The organism is Radiobacillus kanasensis (assembly GCF_021049245.1).
GTDB classification, from domain to species: Bacteria; Bacillota; Bacilli; order Bacillales; family Amphibacillaceae; genus Radiobacillus; species Radiobacillus kanasensis.
Genome location: NZ_CP088020.1, coordinates 3,635,261 through 3,650,654, shown reverse-complemented (window position 1 = coordinate 3,650,654; position 15,394 = coordinate 3,635,261). Strand labels below are relative to the sequence as shown.

18 protein-coding genes are annotated in these 15,394 nt (G+C 39.5%); 15 read left to right on the top strand and 3 right to left on the bottom strand.

Annotation, left to right across the window (positions count from 1 at the left end; genetic code table 11):
• Positions 1-22 precede the first annotated feature (22 nt).
• Both KO561_RS18600 and KO561_RS18595 read left to right on the top strand, forming a co-directional pair.
• Positions 23-766 carry a ZIP family metal transporter gene (locus tag KO561_RS18600; RefSeq protein WP_231094807.1) on the top strand — a complete coding sequence of 248 codons (744 nt, stop codon included), beginning with the start codon at positions 23-25 and terminating at the stop codon, positions 764-766.
• Positions 767-893: 127 nt separating this feature from the next.
• Complete coding sequence (locus KO561_RS18595) at positions 894-1,652, top strand: TSUP family transporter (RefSeq protein WP_231094806.1); 759 nt, start codon at positions 894-896, stop codon at positions 1,650-1,652.
• Between the two features lie 43 nt (positions 1,653-1,695).
• Here KO561_RS18595 and KO561_RS18590 read toward each other — a convergent pair whose 3' ends face one another.
• Genes KO561_RS18590 through KO561_RS18580 form a run of 3 tightly spaced genes read right to left on the bottom strand, consistent with a single transcriptional unit; the run spans position 1,696 to position 3,796 of the window.
• Positions 1,696-2,049 (bottom strand): VOC family protein, encoded by a 354-nt coding sequence (locus tag KO561_RS18590; RefSeq protein ID WP_231094805.1) that lies wholly within the window; start codon positions 2,047-2,049, stop codon positions 1,696-1,698.
• The gene (locus tag KO561_RS18585) at positions 2,046-3,059 is read right to left on the bottom strand and encodes an S-adenosylmethionine:tRNA ribosyltransferase-isomerase (RefSeq protein ID WP_231094804.1); all 1,014 of its coding nucleotides are present in this window, start codon (positions 3,057-3,059) and stop codon (positions 2,046-2,048) included. The genes KO561_RS18590 and KO561_RS18585 overlap by 4 nt, the downstream gene beginning before the upstream one ends.
• A 5-nt stretch (positions 3,060-3,064) precedes the next feature.
• Positions 3,065-3,796: an SDR family NAD(P)-dependent oxidoreductase gene (locus tag KO561_RS18580; protein WP_231094803.1), complete on the bottom strand. Its 732-nt coding sequence runs from the start codon at positions 3,794-3,796 to the stop codon at positions 3,065-3,067.
• A 277-nt stretch (positions 3,797-4,073) separates the two neighbouring features.
• Between KO561_RS18580 and KO561_RS18575 the strand changes: the two genes are divergently transcribed.
• The 13 genes from KO561_RS18575 (at position 4,074) to KO561_RS18515 (ending at position 15,389) form a co-directional block, all read left to right on the top strand.
• On the top strand, positions 4,074-4,802 hold the full coding sequence (locus KO561_RS18575; protein ID WP_231094802.1) for a gamma-glutamyl-gamma-aminobutyrate hydrolase family protein: 729 nt from the start codon (positions 4,074-4,076) through the stop codon (positions 4,800-4,802).
• Positions 4,789-5,739, top strand: coding sequence for a dipeptidase (locus tag KO561_RS18570; protein WP_231094801.1), 951 nt, complete (start codon positions 4,789-4,791; stop codon positions 5,737-5,739). Before KO561_RS18575 ends, KO561_RS18570 begins: the two co-directional genes overlap by 14 nt.
• 253 nt (positions 5,740-5,992) lie before the next feature.
• Entirely contained in the window at positions 5,993-6,400 is a 408-nt protein-coding gene (mntA, locus tag KO561_RS18565) for a type VII toxin-antitoxin system MntA family adenylyltransferase antitoxin (RefSeq protein ID WP_231094800.1), read from the top strand.
• Positions 6,393-6,803 carry a type VII toxin-antitoxin system HepT family RNase toxin gene (hepT, locus tag KO561_RS18560; RefSeq protein ID WP_231094799.1) on the top strand — a complete coding sequence of 137 codons (411 nt, stop codon included), beginning with the start codon at positions 6,393-6,395 and terminating at the stop codon, positions 6,801-6,803. The genes mntA and hepT overlap by 8 nt, the downstream gene beginning before the upstream one ends.
• 205 nt (positions 6,804-7,008) lie before the next feature.
• Positions 7,009-7,758, top strand: coding sequence for a threonine/serine exporter family protein (locus tag KO561_RS18555; protein WP_231094798.1), 750 nt, complete (start codon positions 7,009-7,011; stop codon positions 7,756-7,758).
• Positions 7,759-7,771: 13 nt separating this feature from the next.
• Positions 7,772-8,221 (top strand): threonine/serine exporter family protein, encoded by a 450-nt coding sequence (locus KO561_RS18550; RefSeq protein ID WP_231094797.1) that lies wholly within the window; start codon positions 7,772-7,774, stop codon positions 8,219-8,221.
• 14 nt (positions 8,222-8,235) lie between these two features.
• Entirely contained in the window at positions 8,236-9,129 is an 894-nt protein-coding gene (locus KO561_RS18545) for an AEC family transporter (RefSeq protein WP_231094796.1), read from the top strand.
• 91 nt (positions 9,130-9,220) lie between these two features.
• Entirely contained in the window at positions 9,221-10,126 is a 906-nt protein-coding gene (locus KO561_RS18540) for an NAD(P)/FAD-dependent oxidoreductase (RefSeq protein ID WP_231094795.1), read from the top strand.
• Between the two features lie 107 nt (positions 10,127-10,233).
• Positions 10,234-10,542 (top strand): PTS sugar transporter subunit IIB, encoded by a 309-nt coding sequence (locus KO561_RS18535; RefSeq protein ID WP_231094794.1) that lies wholly within the window; start codon positions 10,234-10,236, stop codon positions 10,540-10,542.
• Between the two features lie 21 nt (positions 10,543-10,563).
• Positions 10,564-11,886: a PTS cellobiose transporter subunit IIC gene (celB, locus tag KO561_RS18530; protein WP_231094793.1), complete on the top strand. Its 1,323-nt coding sequence runs from the start codon at positions 10,564-10,566 to the stop codon at positions 11,884-11,886.
• Between the two features lie 317 nt (positions 11,887-12,203).
• Positions 12,204-12,509: a PTS sugar transporter subunit IIA gene (locus KO561_RS18525; protein ID WP_231094792.1), complete on the top strand. Its 306-nt coding sequence runs from the start codon at positions 12,204-12,206 to the stop codon at positions 12,507-12,509.
• An 18-nt stretch (positions 12,510-12,527) separates the two neighbouring features.
• On the top strand, positions 12,528-13,916 hold the full coding sequence (locus KO561_RS18520) for a glycoside hydrolase family 1 protein (protein ID WP_231094791.1): 1,389 nt from the start codon (positions 12,528-12,530) through the stop codon (positions 13,914-13,916).
• 150 nt (positions 13,917-14,066) lie between these two features.
• Positions 14,067-15,389, top strand: coding sequence for a 6-phospho-beta-glucosidase (locus KO561_RS18515; protein WP_231094790.1), 1,323 nt, complete (start codon positions 14,067-14,069; stop codon positions 15,387-15,389).
• Positions 15,390-15,394 lie beyond the last annotated feature (5 nt).

The window sequence follows — 15,394 nt, the reverse complement described above, 5'->3', positions numbered from 1 at the left end:
TGGTAGGAGGTTAGTTACATACATGTTCCAGTCTATTATGTGGGGAACCATTGCGGCATCAGCAACACTGCTTGGGGCCATTATTGTTCTTTCGATTCAGATCCCGAAAAAGATAATAGGGTTTATTATGGCACTAGGAACAGGAGCGTTAATTGGGGCAACCTCTTATGAATTGTTAGAAGATGCGTTGGAAATCAGTAGCTTTAAAGAGATTGCGATAGGATTTTTAGGTGGAGCGCTACTTTTTACCATTTTAGATATTCTTGTGTCCAGAAAGGGAGGACATGAGCGAAAAGGATCAGACCGGAATCCGGAACGTAAGGATGGGAAATCACAAGGAAATGGTAAGGGTATTTTTATTGGTACAGTCATGGATACATTACCTGAATCGGCCATGATTGGATTAAGTCTTGTTGGAGGAAAATCGGTTAGCTTAGCATTGGTTATATCCATTTTTATTAGTAATTTACCAGAAGGGATTTCTAGTACAGTAGGGTTGCAGAAGAGTGGTTATTCTAAAAAGAAAATTTTAATACTTTGGGTATTTGTTGTGCTTTTTTCTGCCTTAAGTGCTTTTTTAGGTGCTTACTTACTCGAACAAGCATCTAACAGTATTAAAGCGATTATGAGTTCGTTTGCTGGTGGGGCTATTATTTCGATGATTGCCTCTACGATGATGCCAGAAGCTTATGAAGAAGGCGGGCCTAGTGTAGGCTTTATCACCGCAGTTGGTGTCTTTATTTCACTGTGGTTACATCATTTATAGATAAATTTCCCCAAAGTAAATCTTTCAAAATACGGATTGACTTACATGAACGACTAGGATAAGATATCCAAAACTTTAATTAGTGGTATGTAAGCTCATTTTAAACGGTTTCTTTGGGGGCTATCAAATGGAATTTAGCATAGAAATTTTATTAATATTGTTTTTGGTTGCTGTCGTGGCAGGATGGGTGGATACCATTGCGGGTGGAGGCGGATTACTTACCATACCGGCAATGGTGTTAGCTGGTTTGTCACCGGCAACTGCCATCGCAACGAATAAACTTCAAGGAAGCAGTGGAACGTTTGTAGCAGCCTTATATTTTATAAGAAAGGGAGCTATACATAAGAAAGCGATCAAACTATCTGTCATTATGACCTTTTTGGGTGCTATCTTCGGTGGATGGTTACTTTTGCAAGTGCGTGCCGAATATTTAATTTTAATTTTACCTTTATTACTCGTAGCTATTGGTCTTTATTTTTTATTTTCCCCAAAGGTAAAGGACGAGGATCGTAAAGCCAGAATGAGATTGTCTGTTTTTTCCTTAACTATTGCTCCACTGCTAGGCTTATATGATGGGTTCTTCGGTCCTGGTACTGGTAGTTTGATGGCGGTGTCCTTCATGACGTTATGTGGTTTCGGTGCTTCTAAAGCAACAGCACACGCAAAAGTCCTAAATTTCACAAGTAACTTTGCAGCCCTTCTATATTTTTTACTTTTTGGACATATCGCCTGGCTAATCGGTATCGTGATGATGCTTGGTCAAGTCTTAGGTTCCTTTGTTGGGGCGAAAATGGTACTATCCAAAGGTGCTTCCATCATTAGACCCATTGTAGTTACCGTCTGTTTTGTAATGGCGATCCAAGTCATATGGAAGAATTTTTTATGAAAATAGGCACATACCATCCTGATGACAATAGGTGCCCATCTTCTTATGTGGAAATTAATTCGATTATTTCTCCATTCCATCCTCGATAAAAAACAGTACTCCAACCGTTGTCTAAATCAATGGGGTCCTCTATTGGGAATAGGTTCTTTTTTTCTAAGCGTTGAATCCACTCGTTTATATGTTTCACTTCCCAAGCTATGTGAGCGAGTTCAGAAATCTTTTTTGTATTCTTTGGATTCCAAACTAGCTCTATACGAGCGGTTCCATTTGTTAAGAATACGAGTGTTTCTGGCTCTAAATAAAGTTTTTGCTCTAGCTTAAAGTCAAAGAAGTCTTGGTAAAAATCAATTGATTTCTCCAGATTCACAACTTCTACCCCGAAATGGTGTACCTTCATAGAGCACCCGCTAAAATTAGATTCATATCGCCAAACTCATGCCATTTATACTCTTTTTTTATCGCATCCTCATAGGTTGATTTAAGCAGGACAGGGTCGATAAAGGCCGACAGCATGTCAAGGTGGCTTGCTTCAGGCTCGTGTAATCCTGTTAATAAACCATCCACGATTTGAAGGGAAAAGCTCTGGTTAATATATAAATTTGTTGAACTACGGATGGGGTTAACCCTATTTTTCTTAGCAGCACTTTCGAGAGCGCGAACTACAGTAGTACCGACAGCGATGACACGTCCACCACTCTGTTTGGTTTTATTAACTAGCTCCGCTGTACGTTCCGGTACATGGTAATGCTCGGGTTGTTGGATGGGATCTGGCCATCGGTCATTTTCATAATAGCTCAGGCCGGTATGCAGCTGGATAAAGGCGATATCCATCCCGCTGCTTTTTAATCCGTCCATCATGGTCCACGTGAATGGTCTGCCAGCAGAGGCAAGTTCAACAGACCCTGGCACAGTTCCATAAACCGTTTGATAGGCATCTAAAGGGATATCCTTTTCAATATATTCATAATGAATGGGCTTCCCGATCCGATAAAATGCTTCCATAAGCGAAACACCAGATTGGGAAAATGTTAAGGTAACGAGAGGGATGTCCGTCGATTTTTCAGCAACTACAGCAAGAAGAGTTTTAGAAAAAATGATCGTATCGCCTATATCAATTGTTTTATCTAAAAGAAGTACTTTCCACTGAGCGTCATTCAAACGGTGAGCTAGTCGAACTTCCACACTTTTTTTTCCGACAGAACCGTCTAAAACAGAAGGAATGGTTCGGCTATTATTAAAGACGAGAAGGTCTCCTTTTTGTAGGTAGTTTTTTAGATTAGAAAATTTAGTGTGTACGATTTGGTTATTCCTAGGATTGGTTACCATTAGTTTGACTTGATCCCTGGAACCTTTGGTGTATTCAACTGGCTCTTTTGCATGTAAATGATTTGGTATTTGAATAGTCATGGCATTCATAGGTCTCCCAGCCCTTCCGATTGAAATCTTTGTGCTTCGAATCTTTTCCCATGCACGTTTTTGGAAGAATCATCCGCCAGATAGAGAAAAACGTTTGTGCTATGATCTGGATTACCAAGCTCATAATCACAATCTGGAACTGCAACTTCGTGCATAGGGGTATCCATTTCCCCTGGGTCGACCATATTGACTCTTATATCTGTTTCGGACAGTTCATCTGCCCATGTCTCCGTTAATCCCTCTAAAGCAAATTTTGAAATGCCATAAGCTCCCCACTCCGCGAAGCCAGTCTGCCCAGCTTCTGAAGTAACATTAATAATCGATCCCGAGTTTCTCATCAACATGCCAGGTAAGACTCTTTTGGTAGTAAGAAATACGCTTACTGTGTTCACTCTAAGGACATTTTGAAAAGCGTCATCTAGGTAGTCGACCAAAAGACTAGGGCCTGGTCCAAAAATTGAAGCGTTATTAATGAGAACATCAATCGCGTGAAATCTTTCCTCTATAAGAGAAATGAAGCGGTCCACATCTTGTGTGTCAGCAACATCTGTAGTAACCGCTAAAACGTCAGCGCCTAGTTCTTGGAGTTCTTTTTGTACTTCTAACAACCTTTTTTCTCCTCGTGCACAAATCGCGAGCTTCGCGCCTTCTTTAGCAAATGCAAAGGCTAATGATCTCCCTAGCCCTGAACTAGCTCCTGTAATTACAACCACTTTATTTTTTAACATGTAAATCTCTCCCCAAATTTTGTCTTACCTATAGGATAAAAAACAATCGAGGTATGCACATCGTAAATAGGAGGGAAGTTCTCTCCTACTTTTGACCGAGAATATTTCGTGGAAGATGAGAAATATAAGGGGAACAACAAGTATGGGTGGAATAATGGCAAGTCCAAATTATGATAAGATGAAGGAAGAAATCCCTTTCCTATAAAAATGAGGATAAAGTCAACATTTCCATAAAGAGAAATACAATGAATATATACATACTTTGGAGGGGATTTCAGTGAAACCGATTATAGGTATTACGACATCGATAGAAGTGGAAAATACTCATGTAACGCTTAGTACAGCAAATGTTCAAGCGATAACCCGCACTGGTGGGCTTCCGTTTGCACTAGCAAACTTAACGAATGAACAAGATATTAAAGCGATCGGGGACCAGTTGGATGGACTATATGTAACGGGTGGATATGACATTAACCCTTTTCTATTTGGAGAAGAACCACATCCTAATTTAGGTACGATTACTCCTGCCAGGGACACTTTTGAAATTGCTTTGATTAGGTATATGCTCGAGAAAAACAAGCCGATATTGGCCGTTTGTAGAGGCTCCCAAGTCTTGAACATAGCAGCAGGTGGTGATATGTATCAGGATATTTATGACCAAATCAATCATTCACTCTTACAGCATCAGCAAAAAGCCCCAAAAGGTCATGCTTCTCATTTCGTAAAAGTGAAAGAGAATTCCTTACTCCAGCAAATCACTGGTAAAGAGCAGTTGCTCGTTAACAGTAGGCATCATCAGGCTAATCGAAGGATTGCACCTGGCTTCGCCAGTGTTGGGGAAGCAACGGATGGAGTAAACGAAGCCATTGAGAGTCAAACTCACCGCTTTGCATTAGGCTTACAGTGGCATCCGGAAAATTTACTGGAAGTAGACGATGAGGATTCTCGCCGTATTTATGAAGCATTCATTCAACAATCCAAGGAGGCAAAACATGAAGCTCTTTGATACACATTGCGATGCATTATTGAAACTACAAATCTCCAAAAGACTAAACCGTTTTAACCAGGCAAACCTTTTGAATTACCAGAATGATCCTTTTCTAGATACCAATTTAGAGAGGCTAAAACAAGGGGAAGTAGCAGTTCAGTTTTTTGCTATTTTCGTAGAACCGGATTTGCCTGATAATGAAAAGTGGCAGCACGCATTAGAGCAAGTCGACTTTTTTTATACCGATGTGTTAGCAAGCCCTGGTGTTGTTCATGTTAAAGAGTGGGAGCAGCTCCATCAGTTAAAAGAAGGGGAAATAGGTGCGGTACTTACCCTTGAAGGAGCAGACGCATTCGGAAATGATTTAACGAAGCTCAGACACTTGTATCGTTTAGGTGTTCTTTCTATTGGGCTTACGTGGAACAATGCGAATCTCTGTGCAGATGGTGTAGGAGATCCTCGAGGTGCTGGCTTAACTGTGCTTGGAAAAGAAGTAGTGAAGTTGAATAATGAACAACAGGTATTTACGGATGTTTCTCATTTATCCATTAATGGATTTTGGGATGTGATGGAGCTAGCTGATTTTCCGTTTGCTAGTCATTCCAATGCTCGTGCCTTATGTGATCATGTAAGAAACTTGTACGATGAACAAATCAAGGCAATGTTTGAAAACAATGGTCTCATTCATGTTGTCTTTAACCCACCGTTTATAAAAGTGGAAGGCCCAACAACAATCTCTGATTTGATTAAGCATATTGATCACATGTGTGCGTTAGGCGGGGTCAAGCAAATTGGATTTGGTTCAGACTTTGATGGGATAGGACAGTTCGTGGAAGGGCTAAATCATGCTGGCGAATATCAAAATCTGATTAATGAATTGTTGAAGTATTATAAAGAAGGGGAAGTACGAGGCTTTGCTTATCAGAACTTTTTGGATCATTTGCCTCGGAAATGAGCTGTACCCAGTAATGATCCAACCAGCCGAAGTTCGGGATGAATGGTTTGGTGCGCGCCATTGTTATAAAATAAGATCTTACAAACAAGCTTCTTTCTCACTTTTTACGCTCTTTATGAGGGGAAGTAGGATAAATCGTAAGCGTGGACTTGCTAAACTTTGGAATGGATATTTTAAGATTAGTTTTTAGTTCGTTTAAATATTTGGTAATATTAAGTTAATTCTAGCTTATTGGGAAGATTGGAGAGAAGGCATGGTGATTACTGAAAAAGATAAGAAGATGATTATTCATTTTTTATCCCGAAAGGTTAATGCTTCTGTCATCTATTTATTTGGTTCATATTCGCAGGGTTTTGCGAATCCTGAAAGTGACCTGGATCTTGCGTTTATAAGCGATGAAATCCATTCTAATAAAGAACGTTTCTTTCTTTCTCAAGAGCTTGCTAGTAAAGTAAACAAAGATGTAGATCTCATTGATTTACGTACTGCAAATGAAGTTTTAGCTTTTCAGATACTGAAAACTGGGATTGTATGGTATGAAAAAAATCCTTTCGATCGTGCTCAAATAGAACTTGCTATTATGAAGAAATACGCAAAACTTAATGAGGAAAGATTACTGATTATTGATGATTTTATTAAAAAGGAGGATGTGCATGGTTGATCAAGATATATGGATAAATAAAGTGAAAATAATCGAACGATGTCTGAAAAGAATACAAGAAGAATATGAAGGGCAAAGTGACAACTTATTAAACTATACCAAACAAGATTCCATCATCTTAAACCTACAACGTTGTTGTGAGGCAGCCATTGATTTAGCCATGCACTTTTGTCGGTCAAAAGATTTGGGAATTCCACAATCCTCGAGAGAATCCTTTGATTTCCTTGTGAAAGATGGCCAATTGTCTCTTCAAATAGCGAACAATATGAAATCTATGATTGGGTTTCGTAATATAGCTGTTCATGACTATCAACGATTAAATATAGACATACTTGAAACGATTCTTAAGGAGCGTTTAAGTGATTTCCAACACTTTGTTTCTGAACTGAGAAAAGGAATATAATTGGATATCAGAGACCGGTAAGTATTATATTAAAACCATTAGATCATCCCAAGAGTTCACTCTTGGGATGATTGCGTTTGTTTGCTAATATCAAGATCTATAGGGATTCCTTATATAGAAGGAATCCAATCCATGTATTTAGGTTTTTACATCCAATCCATGTTATAGTAATAGTTCAAAAGAGTGCGTGAGTGAGGTGGTAGATATGGATACATACAGTGAAAAAGACATCGTGGATATTTGTTTGCTGGCCGGTCGCATTATGCTAAAAAGTGGGGCGGAAACGCATCGGGTAGAAGATACGATGATACGAATTGCTAAAGCAATGGGCATTACAGATTCCCAAAGCTATGTAACGCCAACAGGTATCCTTTTTTCAGTAGCTCCTACCTCCAATTCCTACTTTAGTAGAATTTCCGAACGTTCGACGGACTTACATAAGGTGGATTTAGTGAATAGTGTTTCTCGTCAGCTCGCCGATAAAATGGTTACTGCGGAATCAGCTAGGAGAGAGCTTAACCAAATTGAAAAAGCGTCCTATGCCTATCCGCTATGGTTACAAGTGATCGTTGCAGCATTTGTGAGTGGCTGTTTCACCATTATGTTTGATGGAAGCTGGTATGATTTTATTCCTGCTCTTATTGCTGGAGGGGTAGGTTTTTTTGCGATGAACTATTTTAATCGTTTCATTGAGATACGGTTCTTCTCGGAGTTTTTAGCTTCCATGTTTATTGGTATTTTAGCAATTACCTTTGTTTGGCTGCAGTGGGGAGTGGAAATTGATAAGATTATTATCGGTTCTGTCATGCCATTAGTTCCCGGGCTATTAATTACAAATGCGGTACGGGACTTAATGGTAGGGCATCTTGTAGCAGGATTGTCTAAAGGGGCAGAAGCGTTTCTAACGGCATTTGCGATCGGAGCAGGTATTGCCGTTGTTTTATCATTCTTATAGGGAGGATTCCTAAATGTTTGCTCAATTAATAACGAGTTTTATTGCTGCTGCCGGTTTTGGGGTCCTCTTTAATGCCCCTAGACGGTCACTACTGCACTGTGGCTGGATTGGCATGCTTGGCTGGATTTTGTATTACTGGTTGAGTGCTTACCAGGAGGTTGATGAGGTTCCCGCAACTCTAGCTGCTGCTTTTCTCGTAGGGGTGCTTAGTCAACATTGCGCACGGGTATTTAAAACTCCTATCATTATTTTTGATGTTTCTGGCATTATTCCGTTAGTTCCGGGAGGCTTAGCCTACGATGCGATGAGAAATTTTGTGGAAAATGATTATAACGCTGCACTACAATTAGCAGCAAAAGCTTTTCTTATTTCGGGAGCGATTGCAATAGGACTTGTGTTTTCAGAGGTTGTTAATCAATTGATTAGAAGAAGGCTCAGGAAACCCTCCCAATCTATCAAGTAAAAGGTGGCAACAAGATGGGTTTTATTTCTGTTTTAATTCCTATATTCGGTATATTTGCGATTGGTTTTATCGGTAAAAAGGTTTGGAAGATAGAGATTAAGCCGATTTCGACGATGGCTTTGTATCTGATGTCTCCGTTTCTATCTTTTCGGACATTCTATCAAAATGATCTGAATATGGACTATGCGTATTTAGGTTTGTTTTTATTTCTTTTATGTTTAAGTTTAATTGTTCTTAGTATTATTATTGGTTATGTGGCGAAATGGGATGTAAGAAATACGTGTGGATTTATTCTCTCTTCTACGTTTATGAACAACGGAAACTACGGGGTGCCGCTTGTTTTGCTTGTGTTTGGTGAGAAAGGATTGCATTATGCCGTAATCCTAATGATTCTCCAACAACTGATTATGTGTACGGTTGGCATTTATATAGCGGCAAAAGGTGGAAAAGGAAGCGTATCCCCGTTGAAAGAAGTTGTAAAAGTTCCTATTATATACGGTGCTATTCTTGGAATCGTATTTCAGGCATTTGATATTTCCATAGGAGATCAATTAATGACTGCAGTCGATATGGTGGCCAGTGCCACGATTCCAACCATTATGATTGTGCTAGGGATGCAACTGGCTAGCATATCCCTGAATAAAATTGAACCTGTAAAGCTTTCTCTTGCTTTGATGATTAAACTAGTCCTTGCACCAGTCATTGCATATGGGTTTACCCTCTTTTTACCTGTGGATGAACTCATAAAAGATATTCTGATTTTGATGGCGGCAATGCCGACAGCAGCGAATACAACCATGTACGCACTACAGTTTAATACGAAGCCAGCCTTTGTTTCGAGTAGTACTTTGACGAGTACTTTGTTAAGTATCGTGACCTTGCCTGTTATTCTTTATATTATTATGTGACAAAGTCCCTTTTCGGAGGGGCTTTTTTAATTTCTTTTACATGGATAGAACATTTAAATAAGTGAACAATAACGACGGAAAAAGAAGGGAGATGTTCAGAATGTTTGATTGCGTCATTGTCGGTGGAGGCATTGCAGGATTACAGGCTGCTATTCAGCTAGGAAGGTACCAACATAAAGTGGTTGTGATTGACTCAAGTGACGGTCGTTCTAATCTTTGTAGATGCTATCACAACGTGCTTGGTTTTCCAAATGGTGTGAGTGGACAAGAGTTGAGGAATACAGGTCGAAGGCAGGCAGAGAGTCTAGGCGTTCACTTTTTAAAGGAAAAGGTTGAGAAAGTAAGCAAACGGAAGGAAGGCTTTGAATTTAAGCTATCTAATCAACAATTTGTTCATGGTAAAAGGCTCCTTTTCGCAACAGGTGTTAAGGACAGAATTCCGTTGCTATCCGAAATAAAGCCGTGTCTAGGAATCAGTGTTTACGTATGTCCTGATTGCGATGGCTATGAAATCAAGGATAAGAAAGCATTAATATTAGGTTCTGGGGACGTTGGTGCAAATATGGCACTCACGCTACATTATTTTTCAAAGGATTTAACCTACATTAATCATGAGAGAAAACCTATAAGTGAATCGGTTAAGGAAGAGCTAGAGAATAAGAAAATCGAATATGTAAATAGTCCCATTAGGAAAGTTATAACAGAGGGATCGCAATTAAAGAAGGTTATGTTGGAGGACAACCGAGTAATCTCAGCAAATCATGCATTTGTTGCATTCGGGGGTAATAAGGTCAATTCAGAATTGGCAGAGGACCTAGGAGTAGAGCTATACAAAAACAAACATATCCTCGTAGATCAACGAAAGAAAATGACAAATGTAGAACATGTTTGGGCAGCAGGAGATGTAGTGGCACATTCCGAGCAAGTGACCATAGCAATGGGAGATGGAATGCAAGCAGCTATTTGGATACATAAAACGTTACTTTCGACTCAGTAACCATTTCCGTTAGTCAACGGAAAAAGTATGTGTGTTGTTGAAAACGCTTTTAAACTACAATAAAACTAGCTTCAAGAAAAGTATTTATTTTCAAGGAGGAACTCAACATGAAACGTATATTACTAGCTTGTTCAGCAGGAATGTCTACAAGTCTTCTAGTTTCTAAAATGAAGGAAGCTGCTGAAGCAAAAGGAATAGAAGCAGAAATTTGGGCAGTAGCTCAAGATAAAGCACCATCCGAAATGGAAAGAGCAGATGTTCTTCTCATTGGACCTCAAATGAGATTTATGAAGAAGAAATTTGCTGTAACAGCAGAAGAAGTAGGAATTCCTCTCGATATCATTGATCCAATGTCTTACGGTCGTGTTGATGGGGAGGCTGTACTAAATAAAGCCTTAGAACTTATAGGCGAATAAGAAAAAAGGGGGAAACGTTCCATGAACAGATTTATGGAAATATTGGAAAATGTTCTGTTACCTGTTGCGGATAAATTGAACAACAACCGTTACTTAACAGCATTACGGAACGGATTTATGGTAGCCTTACCATTAATCATCTTTGGTTCTATCTTTGTTGTAATCGCTAACTTGCCGTTTTTAGACAAAGCAATTAGCGAGGATGCTTATGCTGCTTATCAAGCTGCATTAGGACCGGCATCTGCTGCAACATTAAGTATTATGGGTCTCTTTGTTATTATAGGTATAGGGTATAAGTTGGTCGAGCATTACAAAGGTGAGGCTATCTATGGTGGGGTTGTTGCGGTTGCATCATTCTTAATCCTTACGCCACAAACGATTGATTTTGTGACATCTGAAGGAGCTACAGAAGCTGTGGGTGGAGTTATCCCAACATCTGTACTAGGTGCACAAGGTATGTTCTTAGGTATTTTTACAGCATTTATTGCAGCAGAATTATATCGATTCTTTACACAAAAGAACTTAACTATTAAGATGCCTGCAGGTGTTCCTGATGCAGTAGCTAGATCGTTTAGTGCACTTATTCCAATTGCTTTGACACTTACTGTATTCTTAGTGGTTAGAATTCTTTTCAGCTTTACAAAATATGATACCGTACAAAACTTTATTTACACATTAATCCAAGCTCCGTTAACAGAACTTGGTAGTGGATTACCAGCAACGATTATTGCGGTACTATTAATCCAATTATTCTGGTTCTTCGGATTACACGGACAAATCATTATCAACTCTGTATTTGATCCAATCTGGTATGCCTTGAATGATGAAAACCTTGCTGCATTCCAAGCTGGAACAGATCTTCCAAACGTTGTAACGAAGCAATTCATTGATACCTTTATCGTAGGTATTGGTGGTTCTGGTATGACATTAGCGGTTATTATCGGTATCTTCCTAATTGGTCGAAGTCGACAATTGAAAGAACTTGGTAAACTAGGTGCTCCGGCGGGTATCTTTAACGTTAACGAACCAATTATCTTTGGTTTACCAATTATCATGAACCCACTAGTGTTGATTCCTTGGTTATTAGCACCAGTAGTTGTAGCAATTGTTACGTATATTGCAATGTCAACAGGTATGGTTCCGCGACCAGCGGGTATTATCGTTCCGTGGACAACGCCGGCATTGCTAAGTGGATTCTTGGCTACAGGAAACAATATCATGGGTGCTGTAATGCAAGCCATTAACATTGTGATTGTATTCGTAATCTGGTGGCCATTCCTTAAAATCATGGATAAGCAATACTACGAAAACGAGAACAAAGGTAGCGAAACAAAAGCTAGTTAAGAAGAACTAAAGCGGAAGTGCCCGGTTAGCAACGTACGGACTGGACTGAACCGTCGGAGATAAAGGAAACACGATGAGCGAATGCGAATCGATGTTGACTTATCGTACAGAGGTGAGGGAAGTCTCGCTAGTTGCTGGGCACTGGAGCTGGACGTGGCTACTGCTGGAACTTGAAGTATCGATAAAAGCAAGTTCAGAAAAGCTATAAATCTATAAAGCTATATAAAAAAACATATTTATCTCCCGCCCATGGTGGGAGATAAATACTTTTCATACACAACCATAACAAATAAATAGAAGCGCAGGGGTGAATAAAAATGGATTCTATTACAGAAATAGCGTTTCAAATCATTCTTTATGCAGGTAATGGAAAATCTTCTGCTATGGAAGCAATCCAAGAGGCAAAAGAAGGCAACTTTGAACGAGCAGACGAATTAATTCAAGAAGCTAGTGAAGAATTAGGAAAATCTCATGAATTTCAAACAAAACTACTTCATAAAGAAGCGAATGGAGAGCAGAATCAAATCAATGTGATTTTGATTCATTCCCAAGATCACCTTATGACAGCTATGACCGTAAGAGATTTGGCTGTAGAGATTATTGAAATTTATCGCAACAAATAAGTAGGAGGTTTTACTAACATGTCTATCACTTATAAGTTTCCTAAAGGATTCTGGTGGGGAAGTGCAACATCTGCAACCCAAATTGAAGGAGCAGCTCACGAGGACGGAAAAGGACTAAATATTTGGGATCACTGGTATGAACAAGAACCAAATCGTTTTTTTGATGAAGTAGGTCCACAAACGACATCGAACTTCTATCACACATATAAAGAAGATATTGCCAGAATGAAAGAGATTGGTCATAACTCATTCCGTTTCTCTATCTCTTGGTCCCGCCTTATTCCAGGAGGACAAGGTGAGGTTAACGAGAAAGCAGTTTCGTTCTACAACAACGTAATCGATGAGCTATTGAAACAGGGAATTGAGCCGTTTGCGAACCTTTTCCACTTCGATATGCCGTTAGAATTACAGGAAATTGGCGGCTGGGAAAATCGTAAAGTAGTTGATTTATATGTGGATTTCGCAAACAAAGCATTTGAATTGTTCGGGGACCGTGTATCCAAGTGGTTTACGTTCAACGAACCAATCGTTCCGGTAGAGGGAGGATACTTGTATGACTTCCACTATCCAAACATCGTGGATGCGAAGAAAGCTTTCCAAGTTGCCTATAACACGATGGTGGCAAATGCAAAAGCAATTAAAACGTTCCGTGCGCATTCCATTAAGGATGGGAAAATCGGGATTATTTTAAACTTAACCCCTTCTTATCCTAGAAGCCAGAACCCAGCGGATTTAAAAGCAGCGAACTTAGCAGATCTATTCTTCAATCGTAGCTTCCTAGATCCAGCTGTACTAGGGGAATATCCTAAAGAATTAATCGAGGTGCTAAAAGAGCACGGTCACCTTCCAACTGTGGAAGAAGGAGATAAAGAGTTATTCAAAGAAAACACGATTGATATTCTTGGTGTGAATTATTACCAACCCCGTCGTGTGAAAGCAAAAGAAAGCTTACCGAATCCATATGGACCATTTATGCCAGATTGGTTCTTTGATAATTATGAAATGCCGGGAAGAAAAATGAATCCTTACCGTGGATGGGAAATCTACGAAAAAGGGATTTATGATATCATGATTAATCTGAAAGAAAACTACGGCAACATCGAATCATTCATTTCAGAAAACGGGATGGGTGTACAAGACGAGGGTCGTTTCTTGAAAGATGGTAGAATAGAAGATGATTACCGTATTGATTTTATAAAAGGCCACCTTCAATGGTTGCATAAGGCGATCGAAGAAGGCTGTAATGCTAAGGGTTATCATTTATGGACATTCATGGATAACTGGTCTTGGATGAATGCCTATAAGAATCGCTACGGATTCTTCTCTGTAAATGTAGAAACGAAAGAACGTACAGCAAAGAAAAGTGCCTACTGGATTAAAGAGGTATCTAAAAATAACGGATTTTAAAGGTTCAGGACGTAGGATTACTACGTCCTTCCTTTGCTTATATAAAATGGAAAAAGCGATTTGTAGAAATTCAATCGGAGCGAAACCGGTTGATTCCCTTTTGAAAATGAAAGTAAGGGCTTTCTTAATTTTTTAAGGATGGTGGATGAAATGGGTGGTATTAAAGTTGTAACGATTGGTGGAGGATCAAGTTATACACCAGAGCTTGTAGAAGGGTTTATTAAGAGATATGACGAGCTTCCAATTAAGGAGCTTTGGCTAGTAGATATCCCACAAGGAAAGGAAAAGCTAGAGATTGTTGGGTCATTAGCTAAACGTATGGTCCAAAAAGCTGGTATTCCAATGGAGATCCATTTATCTTTGGACCGAAGAGAAGCTTTGCAAGGGGCCGATTTTGTAACAACTCAACTTCGAGTAGGTTTGTTGGATGCACGAGCAAAGGATGAGCGGATCCCGTTAAAATACGGTGTAATAGGACAGGAAACGAATGGCCCAGGTGGTTTGTTTAAAGGGCTTAGAACGATTCCTGTTATTTTAGATATTTGTAAGGATATGGAGGAGCTATGCCCCGATGCTTGGTTAATTAACTTCTCTAATCCAGCTGGAATGGTGACAGAAGCAGTTCTTCGTTACAGTAATATCAAAAAAACGATTGGGCTATGTAACGTACCTGTTGGTATGCGGATGGGCGTTGCTGAAATGCTAGACGTGGAACCAGAGCGAGTTCATATTGATTTTGCTGGGTTAAATCATATGGTATATGGTCTAAACGTATTTTTGGATGGTAAACTAGTAACAGAAAAGGTACTTGATATCCTTTCTAGCGGGGCATCCATGACTATGGAAAATATTGTGGACTTAGGCTGGGAGCCTGATTTTATTAAAGCACTTCGCATTCTACCTTGTCCGTACCATCGTTACTACTACCAAACAGGTAAAATGCTGAAGCAAGAGCTAGAAGAGTTAGAGGAAAAAGGGACTCGTGCCGAAGTTGTTCAAGGATTAGAAGCAGAGTTGTTTGAACTTTATAAAAATCCAACGTTAGATATAAAACCCCCTCAATTAGAGAAAAGAGGCGGAGCCTATTACAGTGACGCAGCATGTAACTTAATTAATTCGATTTATAATGATAAAAAGGATATTCAACCTGTTAATACACGCAATAATGGTGCTATTGCGAGTATTCCGCATGATTCAGCTGTGGAAGTAAACTGTGTGATTACGAAAGAAGGACCAAAGCCGATTGCTGTTGGAGACTTGCCAGTTGCCGTTCGTGGACTCGTACAGCAGATCAAATCGTTCGAACGTGTGGCAGCAGAGGCTGCAGTTACAGGAGATTATCATAAAGCCTTATTGGCAATGACGATCAATCCACTTGTTCCTTCCGATACAGTTGCGAAGGAAATTTTAGATGAAATGCTAGAAGCTCATAAAGAATATTTACCACAATTTTTCCAAAAGCAAGAGGCTTAATGAAT

What these genes read in the sequence shown, in the direction of transcription:
- KO561_RS18600 (WP_231094807.1), top strand. Translation starts at nt 23, where the DNA reads ATGTTCCAGTCTATTATGTGGGGAACCATTGCGGCATCAGCAACACTG.
- KO561_RS18595 (WP_231094806.1), top strand. Translation starts at nt 894, where the DNA reads ATGGAATTTAGCATAGAAATTTTATTAATATTGTTTTTGGTTGCTGTC.
- KO561_RS18590 (WP_231094805.1), bottom strand. Translation starts at nt 2,049, where the DNA reads ATGAAGGTACACCATTTCGGGGTAGAAGTTGTGAATCTGGAGAAATCA.
- KO561_RS18585 (WP_231094804.1), bottom strand. Translation starts at nt 3,059, where the DNA reads ATGACTATTCAAATACCAAATCATTTACATGCAAAAGAGCCAGTTGAA.
- KO561_RS18580 (WP_231094803.1), bottom strand. Translation starts at nt 3,796, where the DNA reads ATGTTAAAAAATAAAGTGGTTGTAATTACAGGAGCTAGTTCAGGGCTA.
- KO561_RS18570 (WP_231094801.1), top strand. Translation starts at nt 4,789, where the DNA reads ATGAAGCTCTTTGATACACATTGCGATGCATTATTGAAACTACAAATC.
- mntA (WP_231094800.1), top strand. Translation starts at nt 5,993, where the DNA reads ATGGTGATTACTGAAAAAGATAAGAAGATGATTATTCATTTTTTATCC.
- hepT (WP_231094799.1), top strand. Translation starts at nt 6,393, where the DNA reads ATGGTTGATCAAGATATATGGATAAATAAAGTGAAAATAATCGAACGA.
- KO561_RS18555 (WP_231094798.1), top strand. Translation starts at nt 7,009, where the DNA reads ATGGATACATACAGTGAAAAAGACATCGTGGATATTTGTTTGCTGGCC.
- KO561_RS18550 (WP_231094797.1), top strand. Translation starts at nt 7,772, where the DNA reads ATGTTTGCTCAATTAATAACGAGTTTTATTGCTGCTGCCGGTTTTGGG.
- KO561_RS18545 (WP_231094796.1), top strand. Translation starts at nt 8,236, where the DNA reads ATGGGTTTTATTTCTGTTTTAATTCCTATATTCGGTATATTTGCGATT.
- KO561_RS18540 (WP_231094795.1), top strand. Translation starts at nt 9,221, where the DNA reads ATGTTCAGAATGTTTGATTGCGTCATTGTCGGTGGAGGCATTGCAGGA.
- KO561_RS18535 (WP_231094794.1), top strand. Translation starts at nt 10,234, where the DNA reads ATGAAACGTATATTACTAGCTTGTTCAGCAGGAATGTCTACAAGTCTT.
- celB (WP_231094793.1), top strand. Translation starts at nt 10,564, where the DNA reads ATGAACAGATTTATGGAAATATTGGAAAATGTTCTGTTACCTGTTGCG.
- KO561_RS18525 (WP_231094792.1), top strand. Translation starts at nt 12,204, where the DNA reads ATGGATTCTATTACAGAAATAGCGTTTCAAATCATTCTTTATGCAGGT.
- KO561_RS18520 (WP_231094791.1), top strand. Translation starts at nt 12,528, where the DNA reads ATGTCTATCACTTATAAGTTTCCTAAAGGATTCTGGTGGGGAAGTGCA.
- KO561_RS18515 (WP_231094790.1), top strand. Translation starts at nt 14,067, where the DNA reads ATGGGTGGTATTAAAGTTGTAACGATTGGTGGAGGATCAAGTTATACA.